The organism is Seleniivibrio sp., assembly GCF_021209385.1.
Lineage (GTDB): Bacteria > Chrysiogenota > Deferribacteres > Deferribacterales > Geovibrionaceae > Seleniivibrio.
Genome location: NZ_JAJOIL010000037.1, coordinates 50,799 through 69,731, shown reverse-complemented (window position 1 = coordinate 69,731; position 18,933 = coordinate 50,799). Strand labels below are relative to the sequence as shown.

At 45.7% G+C, this 18,933-nt stretch carries 16 protein-coding genes, 1 other RNA gene and 1 pseudogene; 8 read left to right on the top strand and 10 right to left on the bottom strand.

All coding sequences use genetic code 11. The features are described from left to right. The first annotated feature begins 21 nt into the window (after window positions 1-21). The 6 genes from LRY47_RS12480 to LRY47_RS12455 all read left to right on the top strand — a co-directional run bounded on the left by LRY47_RS12480 (window position 22) and on the right by LRY47_RS12455 (window position 4,871). Window positions 22-750 (top strand): glycerophosphodiester phosphodiesterase family protein, encoded by a 729-nt coding sequence (locus LRY47_RS12480; protein ID WP_295225935.1) that lies wholly within the window; start codon window positions 22-24, stop codon window positions 748-750. 54 nt (window positions 751-804) lie between these two features. Continuing rightward, window positions 805-1,749: a 4Fe-4S binding protein gene (locus tag LRY47_RS12475; RefSeq protein WP_295225933.1), complete on the top strand. Its 945-nt coding sequence runs from the start codon at window positions 805-807 to the stop codon at window positions 1,747-1,749. Between the two features lie 43 nt (window positions 1,750-1,792). Next, an RNA gene (rnpB, locus tag LRY47_RS12470) (RNase P RNA component class A) lies at window positions 1,793-2,138 on the top strand. 156 nt (window positions 2,139-2,294) lie between these two features. Beyond that, window positions 2,295-2,966, top strand: a complete 672-nt coding sequence (locus LRY47_RS12465) for a GntR family transcriptional regulator (RefSeq protein ID WP_295225931.1) — start codon at window positions 2,295-2,297, stop codon at window positions 2,964-2,966. Window positions 2,967-2,988: 22 nt separating this feature from the next. After that, window positions 2,989-3,657, top strand: a complete 669-nt coding sequence (locus LRY47_RS12460) for a GntR family transcriptional regulator (RefSeq protein WP_295225929.1) — start codon at window positions 2,989-2,991, stop codon at window positions 3,655-3,657. A 32-nt stretch (window positions 3,658-3,689) separates the two neighbouring features. After that, entirely contained in the window at window positions 3,690-4,871 is a 1,182-nt protein-coding gene (locus tag LRY47_RS12455) for an HD-GYP domain-containing protein (protein WP_295225927.1), read from the top strand. A 250-nt stretch (window positions 4,872-5,121) separates the two neighbouring features. Here LRY47_RS12455 and cysS read toward each other — a convergent pair whose 3' ends face one another. From cysS to LRY47_RS12440, 3 genes and pseudogenes are all read right to left on the bottom strand, one after another. Then, window positions 5,122-6,564 (bottom strand): cysteine--tRNA ligase, encoded by a 1,443-nt coding sequence (cysS, locus tag LRY47_RS12450; protein ID WP_366043841.1) that lies wholly within the window; start codon window positions 6,562-6,564, stop codon window positions 5,122-5,124. Further along, on the bottom strand, window positions 6,561-7,340 hold the full coding sequence (locus LRY47_RS12445) for an ATP-binding cassette domain-containing protein (RefSeq protein WP_295225923.1): 780 nt from the start codon (window positions 7,338-7,340) through the stop codon (window positions 6,561-6,563). Before LRY47_RS12445 ends, cysS begins: the two co-directional genes overlap by 4 nt. A gap of 2 nt (window positions 7,341-7,342) precedes the next feature. After that, window positions 7,343-8,388 (bottom strand): annotated as a pseudogene (locus LRY47_RS12440) (methyl-accepting chemotaxis protein). Window positions 8,389-9,459: 1,071 nt separating this feature from the next. Between LRY47_RS12440 and LRY47_RS12435 the strand changes: the two are divergent. Then, complete coding sequence (locus LRY47_RS12435; protein WP_295225921.1) at window positions 9,460-9,933, top strand: hypothetical protein; 474 nt, start codon at window positions 9,460-9,462, stop codon at window positions 9,931-9,933. Between the two features lie 56 nt (window positions 9,934-9,989). Here the strand turns inward: LRY47_RS12435 and LRY47_RS12430 are convergent, their stop codons facing one another. The 7 genes from LRY47_RS12430 to ileS all read right to left on the bottom strand — a co-directional run bounded on the left by LRY47_RS12430 (window position 9,990) and on the right by ileS (window position 17,860). Beyond that, a complete protein-coding gene (locus LRY47_RS12430) occupies window positions 9,990-10,337 on the bottom strand; it encodes a cytochrome c3 family protein (RefSeq protein WP_295225919.1) in 348 nt (115 codons plus the stop codon). Window positions 10,338-10,422: 85 nt separating this feature from the next. Beyond that, on the bottom strand, window positions 10,423-10,950 hold the full coding sequence (locus LRY47_RS12425) for a Sua5/YciO/YrdC/YwlC family protein (protein ID WP_295225917.1): 528 nt from the start codon (window positions 10,948-10,950) through the stop codon (window positions 10,423-10,425). A 66-nt stretch (window positions 10,951-11,016) separates the two neighbouring features. Beyond that, entirely contained in the window at window positions 11,017-11,511 is a 495-nt protein-coding gene (gene purE, locus LRY47_RS12420; protein WP_295225915.1) for a 5-(carboxyamino)imidazole ribonucleotide mutase, read from the bottom strand. Further along, window positions 11,504-12,793, bottom strand: coding sequence for a phosphoribosylamine--glycine ligase (gene purD, locus LRY47_RS12415; protein ID WP_295225913.1), 1,290 nt, complete (start codon window positions 12,791-12,793; stop codon window positions 11,504-11,506). Before purD ends, purE begins: the two co-directional genes overlap by 8 nt. Before the next feature lie 246 nt (window positions 12,794-13,039). Next, on the bottom strand, window positions 13,040-14,584 hold the full coding sequence (gene purH / locus LRY47_RS12410; RefSeq protein WP_295225911.1) for a bifunctional phosphoribosylaminoimidazolecarboxamide formyltransferase/IMP cyclohydrolase: 1,545 nt from the start codon (window positions 14,582-14,584) through the stop codon (window positions 13,040-13,042). Next, a complete protein-coding gene (lspA, locus tag LRY47_RS12405) occupies window positions 14,568-15,056 on the bottom strand; it encodes a signal peptidase II (protein WP_295225909.1) in 489 nt (162 codons plus the stop codon). The genes purH and lspA overlap by 17 nt, the downstream gene beginning before the upstream one ends. Then, window positions 15,056-17,860: an isoleucine--tRNA ligase gene (gene ileS, locus LRY47_RS12400; RefSeq protein WP_295225907.1), complete on the bottom strand. Its 2,805-nt coding sequence runs from the start codon at window positions 17,858-17,860 to the stop codon at window positions 15,056-15,058. The genes lspA and ileS overlap by 1 nt, the downstream gene beginning before the upstream one ends. Before the next feature lie 160 nt (window positions 17,861-18,020). Between ileS and LRY47_RS12395 the strand changes: the two genes are divergently transcribed. Beyond that, entirely contained in the window at window positions 18,021-18,863 is an 843-nt protein-coding gene (locus LRY47_RS12395) for a thioredoxin domain-containing protein (RefSeq protein ID WP_295225905.1), read from the top strand. The last annotated feature ends 70 nt before the right edge of the window (window positions 18,864-18,933 follow it).

Below are 18,933 nucleotides of genomic sequence, written 5' to 3'. Positions count from 1 at the left end.
TTACAGGAGTATTTTATTACTATGAAAATTATTGCGCACAGAGGCGCTTCTTTTTTTGCGCCGGAGAATACAATATCCGCTTTCCGGTTGGGAATAGAGGAGGGGGCGGACGGCATTGAACTTGATGTGCGGCTTACGTCCGACGGAAGGATAATTGCCCTGCATGACGTCACCACCGCAAGAACAGCTGATAAACTTTTCCGCGCGGACGAGACGCCATTCTGGCTCATTGAGACGTGCGATGCCGGAAGCTGGAAATCATCAAAATATAAGAACGAGCGTATCCCGTCGCTGGACGAGGTACTCGAATCAATGCCTGAAAACCGTGAAATATATATAGAGATAAAATGCGGCACCGAGATAATTCCTTTTCTTTCAGAACTTTTACCTGCACATCCGCGTCATAGAGATAATGTCGTGATATTCGGGTTCGGGTATGACGTTGCAGCAGAGGCAAAAAGAGTTCTGCCGGAATACAGGGTGCTTTGGATTGGCGAGTTCGGATTCAATATCCAGCTTGAAGAGAGTATGTACGACCATGCAGAAAAACTCGTAAGGCGCGCGAATCTGGATGGTTTTTCCACCCGTGCCGACAGAGCGCATGTGCCTGTTATGCGTGAACGCCTGAAAGACCTTTATCTAAATGTCTGGACGGTGGACGATCCTCAGGATGCCCTTTTCTATCAGGAAGCAGGCGTTGACAGTCTCACCACAAACCGCCCCGAAAGAATCATAGACATAATTTTTTGACCTGTGTCAATTACCGATTCAATTATTTATTTTATCTATATTTCAGGGGGAAACATGAGAAACAGACGTATTGTACAGCTTATCTTTTTTGTATCTTCAATCTATCTTGGCTTTATGTTCGTAAGGTTCCTTAACGCCGTTAAAAGCGGTAATTTTGATGTGACGAAGCCGGGCGGTGTTGAGGCTTTTCTTCCCATCAGTGCGCTGGCAGCCCTTAAAAGGTTCATCGCAACCGGAAATTACGACTGGGTTCATCCTGCTGGGCTTAGCCTTTTCATTATTTTCATAGTTATAAGTTTTCTTTTTCGCCGCTCATTCTGCGGATATGTATGTCCTGTCGGGTTTGTGTCCGAACTGGTTTCGCTTATCGGGCGCGGCAAAAGGGTGAACAGATACGTCGGATATGTGCTTTCTGTGCTGAAATACGGACTTTTTGCATTTTTTGCATACATAATCCTTTTTTCAATGCCCGTTTCGGCGATAGAAGGCTTCCTGAACTCGCCTTATAACAAGCTGGCTGATGCCAAAATGCTTGAATTTTTCGTATCTCCTGGTGTGTCCACAATGGTTTTTGTTGTTGCTATGATCACCTTTACGCTCATCTTTAAGGGATTCTGGTGTAAATTTCTCTGCCCTTACGGCGTTTTCCATTCTGTCATTGCTGCGTTTTCTCCATTTGTCATTAAACGCAATGCAGATGCCTGCGTAAACTGCATGAAATGTACGGAAGCATGCCCCATGAGTATTCAGGTACACGAGTCAAAGCTTGTTCTCAACCCGGACTGTATCGGATGCCATGACTGCGTAGCTGTGCGTCAGAACGAAAAATGCCTTCAGACATGCGGAAAAGATATTAAAGCCAAATATCTTCCGTTTGCAGTCTTTGGCATTACGGTTGTGCTTATTGCTGCTGCAATAGCCTTCGGACTGTGGCAGAGCAGGGTTCCATCTTCGGAATATGCCTTCTGGCTTTCAAAACTGGAACAGCTTTCCCATTAAAACAGTTGTCAAAACTCCGTTTAACCTATACATTTTATAAGTGAAAGAAGGCCGGACGGTCGCCGGCGCCTTTGCGCGCGGGAGGAAAGTCCGGACACCACAGGGTAGGATGACCGATAACGTCGGTCTGCCGTGAGGCAGGGACAGTGCCACAGAAAACAAACCGCCGTGTGAAAACACGGTAAGGGTGAAACGGCGGTGTAAGAGACCACCGCGTCTGCGGTAACGCAGGCGGCAGGGCAAACCCCATCCGGTGCAATGCCAAATAGGCAGACAGTTAAGGATTACCCGTCCTTTGTCTGCGGGTGGGCAGCTTGACCCTGCGGGCAACCGCAGGGCTGGATAAATGACCGTCAGAACAGAATCCGGCTTACTGGTCTTCTTTCTTTTTATTGTGAACACAAGTGTCTTATTTTTTAAATGGTTTTATTTAAAATCATTCCGAATACCCGTTGACGGCGAAAAAAAAACAGTTATATTTGGTTTATTGTATACTGTATACTGTGTACTTTTTAAGCAGAGTATTCAGGTAAGGGGTTGGCTGCTTGAATCAGGATGTATTCATTGAAAGTAAGCCGCTGCGGGAAAAGATCGCCGATATAATCAGAACCGACATAATTAAAGGCGTTTACCGCAATGGCGAAAGATTGGTCGAGCCGAAGCTCGCCAAAAACTTAGGAATCTCCAGAACACCCATAAGAGAGGCTCTGCGCCAGCTTGAGGGAGAGGGATTCATCGAAATCGTACCCAGACGCGGTGCTGTGGTCAAGGAACTGACCATCAAAGACATCGACAATCTGTATGCCATCAAGGCAAATCTTGAAGGACTTGCCGCCAGACAGGCAACTGTAAACCTTACAAACGAGCAGATAGAAATTCTTATCGGCATTAACAGAAAATTCAGAGATTATGCCGAGAAGAACCCCGGAATACCGGACGAACACCACAAAGACAATATCGACTTCCACAACGTATTCATAGCTGCATCAGGTAACGAAAAGCTGGTGGATATCCTTGACGGTATGTCTAAAAACTTCCAGAGACTTAAAAGCATGCTCATGTCAGATGCAGGCAGAGCGGCAAACGCTGTTAAAGAACACAAAAAAATAATAGATGCTTTCATTTCCAAAGATCCGGATCTTGCTGAAAAGACAGTGCGCGAACACATTATCAGCGGCTGGGAATACCTTAAACAGCGGATCAATAATAACGGCTGATATTTTATAACGAGGAAAGCCCGTGGCTGCTAAAGACATAAACATCGACAATACCCCGCTCAGTGAAAAGATAGCGACGACTATAAGAAACAGTATCATAAAAGGACAGCTTAAGCCCGGAGAAAGGCTTGTTGAACCTAAATTATCAGAGATGCTCGGCATTTCCAGAACGCCTATCAGAGAGGCTCTGCGCCTGCTTGAAATGGAAGGATTCATTGAGATAATCCCCAGACGCGGCGCAGTTGTAACAACGCTCACAGAGAAAGACATTGATGATATCTTCGTCATCAAGATGAAACTGGAACCGCTGGCATCAAAGCTTGCCATTGGACATATCGACAGTCACGACCTTGATAAAATGCGGGAACTCGTAAAAAAGATGGATTCCGGTTCTGCCAGAGCCGTTTCACAGATGATTCACTGGAACTATGATTTTCACAGAATTTTTATCTATAAATGCGGGAACGAAAGACTTATAAAAATGCTCGAAGGGCTCCAGCAACAGTTTAAAAGAGCCACGGTTTATTCTTTCACAATTGAAGGGAGAACCAAAGAAGTTAAGGAAGAACACAGCGATCTGCTTGAAGCGTTTGAAAAAGGAGACGCTGATATGGTTGAGCGCGTTGTTGAAAAACATGTTTACAACGGCTGGCAGTTCATCAAAAAACAATACGGCTCTTCTCAGGATTAACTTTCAGCTGAATTTTTTTAGGCGGGATCCTAATGAAAAAGATCAGTGTCAGCGAGCTGCGGATCGGTGACAAAGTAGTCAAACTGGACAAGGGCTGGTTTGAAACGGGTCTGCTTACTCACAAATTTACAGTCAAAGATACTGCTGTTATTCAGAAACTGAAGGATAACGGAGTATCTGATGTTTTTATCGAAAAAGATGACCTTGAAGCCGCAGTCATTGACATTTTTCAGGGTAAACCTGAAGAGATCATTGAACATAAAAAAGAAATCATCAGCAAAAACTACATCAATCTTGGCGAAGTTTCAAACGCCAGAACTCTTTATACTGAATCTGTCAAAATTGTGCATAGCGTCCTCGGCGACATCCGTTCGGGGAAGATGTTCAACGAAAACGCCGTCAAGAGCGTGGCCTCAAATATTGCCGAGATAACCCTTAAAAACAGAGGGGTTATGGCGAGCATGACAAAACTTAAATATCACGACAACTACACCTTTCTTCACTCCATGAACGTCAGCATTTTTGCGTCCAGTCTGGCGGCGCATCTTGGGATGAACAAAGATGAGATTGAGCTTATCGCGCAGGCGGGACTTCTGCACGATGCCGGTAAGATGCTTGTCCCCATAGAAATACTTAACAAACCGGGAAAGCTTACGGAAGAAGAATTTAAAATTATGAAAAACCATGTCATCTTAGGATATGAGTATCTTGTAAAACAGGGACTTCCTAAGAAGATGCTGAATCTGGTTTTGCAGCATCATGAAAGATACGACGGCTCCGGTTATCCGCAGGGGCTTAAAGACGAGCAGATATCCGTTGAAGGTAAGATAGGCGCTGTTGTTGACATATATGATGCAATAACAAGTGACAGGTGCTACCACAAAGGAATAGAGCCGCCGGCAGCGCTGAAACTTATGTTCAGGTGGACAGACAGCCACATAAACAAAAAGATATTCGAGTTCTTCGTGATGAATGTCGGTATATATCCCGTCGGCTCACTGGTCTTGCTGGACACTAACGAGCTTGCTGTGGTGGGCAGAATGAATACCGTTCGTCCAACAGAGCCTTCCGTTCTGGTATTTATGGACAAGGTGGGCAGAAGGATACCTGTTCAGATGGTCGATCTGTCAAAAAATATTTTGCATAAAAAGAAAATTCTGGGTCCGGTGAATCCGGAGAATATAAATATTCCCGATGAAGTTTATTTTTCATAGACGGGATGAACGAAATTAAATGATAAGATGTGGTATCCTGCTGGTGGAGTATATAAATTTGGGTTGTTTGAAAAAAATAGGGATAATGGAAATAAATTGAATAAATTTATTGAACTATTTTTGATTCCATTTATCTTTGAAGTATAATCCAAAACGAACAGTAACAATCCTTGAGCGAAAGCTCTTTGTATATCCCCTGTAGGTTCTAAGAAATAGAAAAGGCAGACTTCTCCGGTCTGCCTTTTTGCATTTAAAGGTTTCTTATCTTTTTCGCCCTGTAGATTGTGCCTTCGATGGTGTCAAGAAGTTCTATTCCCTTTTCTTTCAGACCGTTGCGTATCTCATCCGCTTTCGCGAAATCTTTGTTCTTTTTGGCTTCCGTACGCTGGTTTATGAGGTTTTCAAGCTCTTCTTCAGGGATAGACAGGTTCAGTCTGAACCATTCGGAAGGGGTGTATGTGATGATTCCGAGGACTGACGCCATTACCGCGAAAACTTTTTCACAGGCTTCTTTAAGCACTTCAAAGCTGTTTTTTTCAGGTCTTGCCGCAAGGAGTCTGTTGAATTCGCGTACCGCCTCAAAAAGTGCAGCCAGCACTTCCGGAGTATTGAAATCGTCATCCATGGCATCGTCGAATTTTTCCATAAAAACGTCGGATGCATTCATAGCCTCTGCCGCAACGTCAACGCCTTTTTTGCCGGCGTTGAATCTGTTCAGCTCGTCCAGCATGGTGTATATTCTGTCCAGAGAGCGTTCCGCTTCCAGCAGGTGATCCTGCGAAAAGTCCAGAGAGCTTCTGTAATGTGTTGTCAGAAGGAAAAAACGCACTATTTCGGGATTGAACTCTTCAAGCACGGTTCTGATTGTGAAGAAGTTACCCAGAGATTTGGACATCTTCTCCTGATTAACGTTTACGAACCCGTTGTGTATCCAGTATTTTGAGAACTCGCATCCGCAGGCTGCCTCAGACTGTGCTATTTCGTTTTCGTGGTGGGGAAATACAAGGTCGCGTCCTCCGCCGTGTATATCGAAAGGCAGACCGAGGATATCCTCGCTCATTACGCTGCATTCAATGTGCCATCCGGGGCGTCCGGGTCCCCAAGGACTTTTCCAGCTGGGTTCGCCGGGTTTTGAAGCCTTCCAGAGAACGAAGTCGAACGGGTTTTCCTTGTTATCATTGACCTCTATGCGAGCGCCCGCCATCATGTCGTCCAGCTTGCGGTGTGAGAGTTTGCCGTAATCCTCAAACTTCTGCACGCGGTAGTAGATGTCGCCGTTTGACTCGTATGCAAAACCCTTTGCGATAAGAGTTTCACACATCTCTATCATTTTGCCGATGTAGTCTGTTGCTTTCGGTGTGAAGTCGGGGCGCATGATGTTCAGCGCATCCATATCGGCATCGTGTTCTTTTATGAATCTGTCGGTAAGCTCCGTCCAGAGGATGTTCTGTTCGTTGCTTCTTTTGATTATCTTGTCGTCTATGTCAGTGAAGTTCTTAACAAAAGTAACTTCGTAGCCTTTATGGAGGAGGTATCTGCGGATGACGTCGAAAACGGTGGAGCTTCTGGCATGTCCTATGTGACAGAAGTCGTAGACGGTAACCCCGCAGACGTACATCTTAACTTTTTTATCTTCAATGGATTTAAAAACTTCTTTCTGTCCTGTGAGCGTGTTGTAAACGGTCAGCATTATTCACCCTTGCTGGCGGCAATGAGCCGCTTTGTATATTCCTGTTTCGGGTTCTCAAGAACTTCCTGAGCTGTCCCGTATTCCACTGCCTGTCCTTTATTCATGACCAGTATGTCGTCGCAGAGAAAGGAGACCACGGCAAGGTCATGTGATATTAAAATAAACGTCAGGTTATTTTCAAGTTTTAATTTTTTCATCAGGTTCAGAATCTGCGACTGAACTGATACGTCAAGGGAGCTTACGGGTTCGTCAGCTACGATTATTTCAGGATTGAGCGAGAGCGCACGCGCTATGGAGAGCCTCTGGCGCTGTCCGCCGGAAAATTCGTGGGGGTATCTGTCCAGATATTCGCTGTCCAGACCCACCATTGAGAGATAGTTCTCACATGTTTTACGCACGTCCTGTTTGCCTGAGTATTTTATTATGGCATCCTTCATGGATGAAAAGATGGTCAGCTTTGGGTTAAGACTCAGATATGGATCCTGAAATACCATCTGAACGTTTCTGCGGTACTCTGCGTAGTCTTTTCCGAGGGCGTGTATATCTCTTCCCTTATAAAGCACTTCGCCGACGTCCTGTTTGATTATTCCGGTCACTATCTTTGCCAGAGTTGTCTTTCCGCTGCCTGATTCGCCCACTATGCCCAGCGAGCGCCCTTTTGTTACGGAAAGGCTGATATTGTCCACAGCCTTTATGATAGTAGAAGAGCCTTTGAAGATTCCCTCAAAGGCTCTGTATTGTTTGGTTAAGTTATTGATCTGTAATAATTCACTATTCAAATCTACACCTTGAACTGAGCCGTATTCTCCTTGAGCTGGTGTGCCAGTTCGCCTATTTTGTTTGAGAACTGACTGACCTCATCTACTATAACCTTATTATCGGCTGATGCAATACTAACATTTGTCACTGTTGAGGTAATATTATTTATAGCGTTGGACTGCTGTTCAATTATGGTCAGGATAGGTTCCACGCTTGCCGCCGCTTTCTGCATCTGGCTTACGACCTCTTCAAAGCCTTCTCCCACAGTATTTATTGCCTCTGAACTGTTATTAACGTCCTCAATTCCAGTGTTTATCTTCGTCACAACGTCTGTGACGTTTTTCTGAATGGAGCCCACCATGCCGGATATTTCCTGAGTGGAGGTGCTGGTTTTTTCCGCCAGTTTGCGCACTTCATCCGCGACAACGGCGAATCCTCTGCCGGCTTCACCCGCCTCGCTGCCTCAATAGCGGCGTTAAGCGCAAGCATGTTCGTCTGCTCGGCTATGTCCACTATGATGCTGACAATGTTGGTTATCTGCTGGCTGGCTGTTTTCAGGTCGCTGAGATTCTCCGACACTGCCGTAAGTCCTGCTGCAACGTTGTTCACCTGATCTATGGATTGTATCAGTCTGGAGTTGCCCTCCAGAACTTTGTTTCTTGCGTTATGCACTTCGCCTATGCCGTTCTGTACGCTCTCTATGATATTGGAAGTAGATGAAGAGAGCTCTTCTGCGGCGGATGCCACAGCCGACATTTCAATACTTGTGTTGTTCAGGTTGTCGTTCATCTGCGCCATAAGCGTTACGGTCTGGTCGCTGGTGGTGTTCAGATAGTCGGTACTGTCTTTTATGTTATGGACAAGTTCGTAAAGATTACACTTCATCCCGTTTATGGAATCAGTGAGATCGCCGAACTCGTCCTTAGAAGTTTTATTTATGTCAGGGCAGGTAAGATCGCCTTTTTTAATGCAGTCCGCCACTTTCATGATGCTCACCAGAGGGGTTGTTATCTTTGTAGCGGAGAACAGACCCACGAGTACCGCAAGTACGAGTATCACGCCGAGCATGATGAACGTTGTGCTGGTTACGCGGCTTGATATCGCAGATACTTCTTTGATACCGCTGTCCATCTGATTTTTCGCAGCGGATTCAACTGTGTTCAGCATGGTTTCTGTGGCGGATACCGTCTTTTCAAGCTCCGTTATCTGGCTGAAAAGGCTCTGTTCAAGATGCAGAGCTTTAATCCGTATCTCCTGCATCCTGCCTGCAGCTTCGTCCATCTCCTTTGTTGCGCCAATAAGCAGTTTCATCCTGTCCTTAACGAACGCATTGCCCGTGGAGGCGGACATAGTATTGGTTCTTTTTACAAGGTTATTATTGAACCCGCGCAGGGAATATATTCCCTCCTCAACGTCAACATCGTCCTTTGATGTCATAAGCTCTGAGATGTAAACCTTTATCTCAAGCGGCTCCTCCATCATTCTTTCAAGATATGCAGTGTTTCCGCCGGATTTTTTCAGCTCGTTCATGCTTACGGTAATAAGACCCTTCTGCTTGCGGAAAATGGAGTCCATATCGTCGAAAAGAAGCATCATTTCATCGTGAACTTTGATATATTCCTTTTTAGTTTTGAGAAATTCATCGGATTTAGCTTTAAACTCATGCCCCATCCTGTCGAGTCCTTCGGAATCTTTAACAAGATCGACAGCTTTGTCAATGTTTTCAAAACTTTTCGTGTTTTGCTGTTCATAACGTTCTATCTCTTTGATGTCAGTTGTGTTTATGGCACTTTTCAGCGCGATTACAACATTCTTGAATTCATTGTTGATAGTTCCGGACGCTTCCTTATCAGCAAGAATAGTGTTCAGGTTTGAGCTGATGAACCCGTTCACTTTGCTGCTGGAAGAGATGAAGGAGAGAGACAGGATAACAATAAAAGCAGACACAAGGAGATAGGACAGAATCAATTTTACTTTAATACTCATTTAATCCCCACATATTTCGTTCTATCCAATTTAATATATAAATAATTATATCGATATCTGATTATAACATAAATTTCAAAATTGTTTTATTAATATTGAAATAAATTTTGTTTTATTGTAGAACCAAACTCATTAATACATAAGGAATTTGATATGGCAAAAGTACAGCTGACAGAAAGTTTTGAACAAATGCATGATATCTATAGGAAAAAATACGGTAACCAGCGATTGTTCAGGTCGATGCGCTATAAGAACGGGAACGAGCCTGTTTTTTATATAGGCGTTCCCGGGCTTTTTATTGCAATAGCTATTTCGCTGATAACCATTATAACGGTATATCTGCTGTATCAGCCTTTCAAATGGTATGTATGGGTTCCTTATGTAATTATTGCATTTTTCCTTTTCAGAATATCAATAAAGATGGACAAGGTACGTCAGGTGCGCTTCATGCTCTGGTCGCTTCTTGATATGGCGAAGCAGAGGATTGAAAAGGCAAACGAAACCGAGGGCGAAGAGCTGAAAGCAAACCTTGCCAAGGCAAAAGAGTTCCTTGAAAAGGCTCACCAGTTTGCCGATGAAGCGGCGATACCGGAGCAGATAGCAGAGATAGATAAAGAAATGGCATAAAAAAACCCGCCGAAAAAGGCGGGTTTAATTTTTCCCTTATGCGTTAAGTAATCAGATTACTTGTGGCATTTTGTGCAGGATTTGCCTTGAGGTACTTTTTTCTCAACGTGGCAAGCCCAGCAGAAATCGTCGTGAGCAGCGTTTTTCATGCCTTTGACACCTTTCAGTTCAAGGGCTGCGCCGGTTTTCTGATTTTTCAGAGCTCCGCCTTTGTCTGTCATGTGACAGTCAACACACTGAAGTTTACCTTGGTGTGTGGCGTGGGGAAATTGAACTGCTTTCTTAGTGGGAGCAGCAACCTCAAATTTCTGCGCAAGGTCGATAGTAGCGGGACCTGTAGCAGCTGCATAGGCAACAAGTGCGAACGCGAATACAACCATCATTGAAATGATAACTTTTTTCATGATGTCTCCTCTCGATAAAAGTTTGGCAATATTAATCCCGTCTAAAGAAACTGTCAATAACCGATATTGATGATTTACAACATTTTCAGAAGCTTTCCAGGCGGCTTATATCGAAATTTCCGCGTATAAGAAGCGGTTGCTGAGATGTCAGGTCTATGATGGTGGATGAGACAATTTCAGTGTTTTTCTCTATGATAAAATAGTGGACTAAGTCTTTGAAATTGTTGAGTATATTTGCTATTTTAGGGTCGTAACCGACACCGCTGGGGTTTGCACTGGTAGCGCTCAACGGTCCCAATTTGTTAATCAGTTGTTTTAAAATTGACAAATGGGGTATTCTGAGTGCTATGGTGCCGTTCAGTTTGTAAAGGTCATCGACATCGTTTTTACCCTTTAAAAGGAGAGTGAAAGAACCGTTTCTCCATAAAAAATCCATAATTCGTTTCTGGCGTTCATCGAAATAAGCAAGCTTTTCCGCCTGTTCAAATGAGGATATCAGCACAGGAAATGGCTTGTTTCTGTCTCTGCCTTTTATGTCGAAAATCTTTTTGTTCGCTGTTTTGTCGGACAGGGGGGGCGCCGATGCCGTAGATTGTGTCGGTGGGAAAGACAACGGGCTCTCTGTCGAAAAGAGCCCGCCTGAATATCTCTTCTGCGTTTCTGAAAGGTGCTGTGAGCATCAGAGCATTTCCTGAACCGCTTCGTTGTCCTTATAAACTTTTTGTTTCATATCTTCTTTGTATTGCGCGACCTTCTTCGCAACTTCCTTGTTGGAACGTGCGATTATCTGTCCTGCGAAGATTCCCGCGTTTTTAGCTCCCGCTTTGCCTATAGCCATGGTTGCAACTGGAATGCCTCCGGGCATCTGAACCATTGAGAGAAGTGCATCAAGCCCGTTCAGTGATGTGGCGGAAACGGGAACGGCTATGATGGGAAGGTTTGTTTCGCTTGCGACGACACCGGCAAGGTGCGCGGCGGCTCCGGCGAGGGCTATTATAGCGTCAAGACCTCTGTCTTCCGCTGTTTTTGCCCATTCAAGGGTGCGTTCAGGGGTTCTGTGTGCGCTGGAAACGATCACTTCATATTCAATGCCGAAACCTTTAAGGATGTCCACAGCCTCTTTAGCAATTTCAAAATCGCTTTTGCTGCCCATTATTATTCCGACCTTATTCACCTTTGAGCCTCCTGAGAGCCTTTGCTCCGATATCTTTTCTGTAGTGTACGTCTGTCCAGTGTATTTTTTCAACAGCTTTGTATGCTGTTTTGATGGTCTCTTCAAGAGTGTCGCCTATGGCTGTCACACCGAGAACGCGCCCGCCTGTGTTGACGGTTTTGCCGTCTCTGTCGGCTGTTCCCGCGTGGAAAACCTTTACGCCTTCAACCTTGTCCGCTTCCGCGATACCTGATATTTCGTAGCCTTTCTTATAATCTTTGGGATAACCGCCGGATGCCATCACCACGCATACGGTGGGGTTGGTGTTCCATTCTATCTCCACCTTGTCCAGCGTCTGGTCTGTACAGGCGAGGAAAACGGGGATGATGTCTGATTTCAGACGTGAAAGCACGGGCTGAGTTTCAGGGTCGCCGAAGCGTGCGTTGAACTCAAGCACTTTCGGTTTATCGTTATGTATCATAAGTCCCGCATAGATAATGCCTTTGAAGACGATTCCGTCTTTAGCCATTGTTTTTATGAGGGGATATGCGATCTCTTTTGTAACCTTGTCGAACAGTTCGGGGCTGACCACGGGTGCGGGTGAATATGCTCCCATACCGCCTGTGTTGGGACCTTTGTCGCCGTCGTAAACAGCTTTGTGATCCTGACTTGTGACCATGGGCAGAACTGTCTTTCCGTCGGTGAAGGCGAGGTATGAAGCCTCTTCGCCGCGAAGAAATTCTTCGATAACAACCTTGCTTCCGGCATCTCCGAAAACACTGTCGATGAAAATTTCTTCCAGCGCTCTGAGTGCCTCTTCAAATGTCATGGCGACCGTAACGCCTTTTCCAGCGGCAAGTCCGTCCGCTTTGACAACTATGGGCGCGCCGTGTTCGTGAACATATGCCTTCGCTGATTCGTAATCGGTGAATTCACCGTATTTCGCAGTGGGGATGCCCGCTTTTATCATGACATCTTTTGCGAAGGCTTTGCTCGCCTCAAGCTGTGCCGCCGCCTTGCAGGGACCGAAAACTCTCAGTCCGTTCTCTTCAAAGATATCCACTATGCCTGCGGCAAGCGGATCTTCGGGACCGACAACGGTGAGGTCAATTTTTTCTGTCAGAGCGAAATCCAGCAGTTTTTTAATGTCGGTCGCTTCTATGGCGATGTTCTCTGTTTTGTTCTCAAGGTGAGTACCGCCGTTGCCCGGTGCGGCATAGATTTTTGCCACAAGGGGGCTTTGCGCTATCTTCCAGCACAGGGCGTGTTCTCTTCCGCCTGAGCCTATAACAAGGACTTTCATCGTCATCTCCTTAAGTGTGGTATACAAAAATCCCGCTATCAAGTTTATATGCGAGGATTTTTTGATACAATTTAATGTCAAAATCCCTCCAACCTCCCTTTTCTAAAGGGAGGCTTTTTCTCCCCCTTTAACAAAGGGGGATTGAGGGGGATTTATATTTATTTTATGAGATTGCCGCGCTTCGCTCGCAATGACAGAAAGCCGTCTCTGCGAGGAGGTACGACGAAGCAGTCTCATTATTAATTCTTAGTGTTTGAAGTGTCTCACGCCGGTGAAGACCATGGCGATGCCATGCTCGTCTGCGGCTTTGATAACTTCCTCATCCCTGATTGATCCTCCGGGAGAGATGATTGCTGTGATGCCTCTGCCTGCTGCTTCGTCCACACTGTCTCTGAAGGGGAAGAATGCGTCGGATGACATAACAGTGCCTTTAAGCTCGGCTCTTGCTTTGCTTGCGGCGATTTTGGAAGAATCAACACGGCTCATCTGACCTGCGCCCACACCGATAGTTCTGTCGTCTGTGGTGTAAACGATGGCGTTTGATTTAACGTGTTTTGCAACCTTCCATGCGAAATCCATAGCTTTGTATTCAAAGTCTGTGGGTTTTCTTTTTGTAGGCACGGGAAGGCTTCTGATGTCTTCAATTTCGTGCAGGTCGCGGTCTTGCAGAAGGATACCGCCTGTAACGTTTTTAATGTCGAGTTCAGCGTCTCTTGCGCCGTAGATGTCGCCGAGTTCGATGAGTCTGAGGTTTTTCTTAGCGGCAAAAAATTCTTTCGCATCTTCTGTGAAAGAGGGTGCGAGAACAACTTCAAGGAAGAGTTCGCCGAGTTTTTCCGCAAGTTTTTTATCAACTTCGCGGTTAACGCCCACGATACCGCCGAAAGCGGAAACGGGGTCACACTCAAGTGCTTTCAGGTACGCGTCATAAACGTTGTCGCCTGTTGCACAGCCGCAGGGGTTGGTGTGTTTTATGATGGCAACCGCAGGCTCTTTGAACTCTTTAACAAGCTCAAGAGTTGCGTGGATGTCAACTATGTTGTTGAAAGAAAGCTCTTTACCCTGAAGCTGTTTGCCTGTGGCAACGCTGACTTCGTTCACAAGGGGCTTAACGTAGAAAGCGGAATCCTGATGGGGGTTCTCGCCGTAACGCATGGGCTGTTTCTTGCGTGCGGGTATTGCTATCTCCTCGGGGAATTTAACGCCGAGTTTCTTGTTGAAATATGAAGCGATGATCGAGTCGTAAACGCCTGTGTGAGAATATGCTTTTCTCGCAAGGTCGATACGGGTTTCAAGCTCTGTTCCGCCGTTGTGAAGCTCGGAAATGATTCTTCCGAAGTCGTTGTTATCAACAACAACTGCCACGAACTTGTGGTTTTTTGCTGCGGAACGGATCATAGAGGGACCGCCGATGTCGATGTTTTCAACAACTTCGTCGTGTTCTGCTCCTTTTGCTACAGTTGCTTCAAAGGGGTAGAGGTTCACAACAACCATGTCGATGTTTTCAAGATCGTGTTCTTTCATGGTTGCCTGATGTTTCGCGTTGTCACGGATGTTAAGTATGCCGCCGTGTACTTTCGGGTGAAGAGTTTTCACTCTGCCGTCAAGCATTTCGGGGAATCCGGTGAACTCGGAAATCTCGATTATCTCCACACCGCTGTCTGCGAGCAGTTTAGCGGTTCCTCCAGTGGAAATGATCTTTACGCCGTACTTTTTGAGACCTTTTGCAAAGTCTACGATGCCGCCTTTGTCAGAAACGCTGATGAGGGCGGTTTTAGGCATTATTCTCATTTGTGCTCCTCTTTATGAATATATAGTCCAGCAGCAAAAGTCCGATGCCGGTCGAGATAGCGATATCTGCGACATTGAACGCCGGCCACTGCCATGTTTTGTAATAGAACAGCAGAAAGTCAACAACCTTGCCAACGAAGAGCCTGTCTATGAAGTTGCCGATGGCTCCCGCCAGTACAAGAGTATATGAAAAAAGGCGGAGTTTCATCCCTTTTTCTTTCATAAGCAGGTAAGAGACACATGCTATTGCCAGAATCGTTACCGCTATGAAAAACACCCTGCGGTAGGTCTCCGGCAGTCTGCCCAGAAAGCCGAATGCCGCGCCCGGGTTAAGCACATAAACGATGTCGAAGAATCCGTCTATGACAGGACGGGCTTCGTGCAGGTTAAAGTTCTTAACGATATACATTTTTGTCCACTGGTCGAGGATCACGATTGCCGTCGCCAGTGCTATCATATATTTTCTTATCATCAGGCAAGCGCCTCCGCACATCTCTTGCAGAGTGTGGGGTGTTCGGGGTCGTGTCCGATGGTGGACGATTTTGTCCAGCATCTTTCGCATTTGCCGTTTGCGGAAACAACAACCTTAACTTTTACTTTGCCGTCTTCTGAAACGTGGCAGTCTGCCATTGTTTCAAGGCTTTCAAAACGCACTTCGGATACTATGAAAATTCTCTCGATGCCTTCATCTGCAACGAGATATTTTTTGGTGTCTTCGTCCACGCCGATCACAATATCTGCATCCAGCGGGTGACCTATAACCTTCGCGGCTCTTGCCACTTCAAGGGCTTTTGTCACCTCTTTGCGCACTTCAAGTATCTTCTGCCATTTTGCGATGTTCTCTGCATCGTCAAATTCAACTGCTGGAGCGAAAAGCTCCATGAAGATGTTTTCTTTCTTGTCTTTGCATGCGGGCATGTATTCGTATATCTCGTCAGCTGTGAATGACAGCACGGGAGCCATTACGGTTGCCATCTCTTTCAGGATGGTATACATGGCGGTTTGTGCGGAACGTCTTTCGCGTGATGCGGGTTTATAAGCGTACAGCCTGTCTTTCAGGATATCCAGATAGAAGGATGAAAGATCGCCGATGCAGAAGTTCAGGAAAGAATGGTAGAAAACGTGAAGCTGATATCTGTCGTATGATTCATATATACGCTTTTTCACTGTCTGCCATCTTGCCAGAGCAAAACGGTCGAGGTCGAGCATATCTTTAAATTCCACCATATCTGTATCAGGGTTGAAATCGTACAGGTTACCCAGCAGATAACGGGCGGTGTTGCGTATCTTTCTGTATGATTCCACCAGTCGGCTTATGATATCTTCTGATATTCTTATGTCTTCGGTGTAGTCTTCTGCGGCAACCCACAGACGGAGGACTTCCGCACCGTATTTGTTGATTATATCTTTGGGCTCTATACCGTTGCCGAGGGATTTGGACATCTTACGTCCTTTGCCGTCAACAACGAACCCGTGTGTAAGCACTTCTTTATAAGGTGCCACTCCGCGAGTACCGACACTTTCAAGGATAGAACTGTGGAACCACCCTCTGTGCTGGTCGGAACCTTCAAGATACATGTTCGCAGGCCATGAGAGTTCGCCGCGTTCTTCAAGAACTGCGGAGTGTGATGTACCGGAGTCGAACCATACATCGAGTATATCCGTTTCCTTTTTGAAGTGTGTGCCGCCGCATTTTGGGCATTTTGTGCCTTCGGGGATGAACGCGGAGTTTTCGTTATCAAACCACGCATCCGCACCGTGTTCGCGGAAAGCCGCCAGAACGCGTTCCTGTATGTCCTTGTTGATGATTATCTCGTCGCAGTCCTCGCAGAGGAAAACGGCGATGGGAACGCCCCATGTTCTCTGGCGTGATATACACCAGTCGGGACGGTTCTCTATCATTGTGGCAATACGGTTTTCACCCCATGAGGGTGTCCAGCGCACTTTTTTGATTTCGGAAAGGGTCTTTTTGCGCAGGTCGTTGCGTTCCATCCCGATGAACCACTGGGGAGTGGCGCGGAATATTACGGGCTTTTTGCATCGCCAGCAGTGGGGGTATGAGTGGTTTATGTCGCCGCTTGAAAGCAGACTTCCCTGCTCGTCCATCATGGTGACTATCTCTTTGCCCGCTTTATATATGCTCTGCTCTGCGAATATTTCGACGTTGCGTTTGTAAAAGCCTCTGTCGTCCACGGGGTTGAGGATTTCAAGCCCGTATTTAAGTCCTACTTCGTAGTCTTCCTGACCATGACCTGGTGCTGTGTGGACAAGTCCTGTACCTGCATCAAGTGTGACGTGGTCTCCGAGGATACCAAGTGACACTCTGTCGTAGAAGCAGTGTTGGAACTCGACACGCTCTATCTCTGTTCCGAAGAAAACCTTTACGGTTTCGTATCCGTGGATGTGGAACTCTTCGTTCAGACCTTTAACAAGGTCGGTGGCAACAATTATATATTCGCCCACCGCAAGGTTTTTGTTGCATGTGTCGGTGATTTTTATGAGTGAATATTCTATTTCGGCATTGGCGCAGATTCCGAGGTTCGCAGGGAGCGTCCATGGAGTTGTTGTCCATATAACTGCGGATACTTTATCTCCATCCGCAAGACCGAACTTCGCCTTGAAAGCGTCTTTCATGGGGAACTTGACGTATACGGAGGTTGAAGTGTGGTTATCGTATTCAACCTCTGCTTCCGCAAGCGCCGTAACGCATGACGTACACCAGTAAACTGGTTTAAGACCTTTGAAAACGCCGCCGTTATCGAAGAAACGGTAGAGTTCCTGAAGTGTCTTCGCCTCGTATTTGTAGTCCATAGTTATATAAGGGTGATCCCAGTCGCCGAATCCGCCGAGGCGTTTGAAGCCCTGACGTTGCAGGTCGATGAACCTGTCCGCGTATTTGCGACATTCCTTGCGTATCTCGGATTTTGTCATCTCGTTCTTTTTGCTGCCGAGCTTTTTGTCCACCTGAAGCTCGATGGGCAGACCGTGGCAGTCCCATCCGGGAACGTAGGGAGTGTAATATCCTTCAAAAGCTTTCAATTTAATAATAATATCTTTCAGAATCTTGTTGAGAGCGTGTCCGGTGTGAATTTCGCCGTTTGCGTAAGGAGGGCCGTCGTGGAGTATGTAGGGGTTGTTTCTGTCTCTTGCAGACAGCATTTTTTCGTAGGCCTTTTCCTCTTCCCATTTTTTAAGGCGTTCAGGCTCTTTAACTGAGAGGCTCGCCTTCATGGGAAAATCCGTTTGAGGGAGATTCAGGGTATCTTTGTAGTCCATCTAAAAAACTCCTTGAGATTCTAAAAGAAAGATTTGAACGCAATTTTTAACACCAAATATATTATTAATCAAGTCCAGATGGAACAAATGAACTAAAAAATGTGTTGCTCTGTCATATATGGCGGGTGTATATTCCCCTCATTCCATTGCGGAGGAAAAAATGAAAAGAATTACGGCTGTATTGACAGTCCTGTTACTGGCTCTTTCACTGAACGCTTTTGCGGCTGATGTTAAGACCGGTCTTGAAACCAGCATGAAGAATTTCTTCAAAAGCCAGAATCTCACGAACCTTGTTCCGACAGTTACAGTGGTTAAAAAACTCAACGAACCTGCCGGGCTTTATTTCATCAAGATATCCATTACCGACACAAAATCAAAGAGAAGTCAGGAACAGTATATGTTCTCTGACGGAAAATATATCATCCCAGAGATAGTAAACGCAGGAAACAACGTAAGCATCAAAGACACCCTCGTTTACGAAGCAACGCCGAAAACAAACCTTGATCTTTCAAAGGCAACTCTTTTTGACGGTAAAAAAGGTGCGAAGAACACTATAGTAGTTGTAAGCGATTTCCAATGTCCCTACTGCCGCAAAGCCCACGCAATACTGAAAGGTATGCTGGCTCAGGCTAAACCTGACGCAGCGGTTTATATGATTGCGCTTCCCCTTGCTATCCACCCTAAAGCGACAATCTATTCAAAAGTATTTGAAGCAGGTCTTGCTCTCGGCAAAGATTTCTCCGACGAGCTTTATTCAACTGATCAGACGACAGATTCCAAAACCGACGCTCAGATAATTGAAATGTTCGCAGCGAAATCAGGCAATCCCGCAAAATTCAAAACGCTTGCAAACTCAAAACAAATTGCAGGCAAAATTGAAGCACAGGCGAAATACGCCGCATCTCTCGGCATCACAGGAACACCTCACATCTACTTTAACGGTAAGGGTGTAGGCGGGTTTAATCCTGATATGTATGAGATGGCTATAAAAGACATGAAATAATATATTGCCGTTTATAACACTTCGCATGTCGGCGTTGTTGGCGCAAAAAATATTGCTCATGTACTTTGAA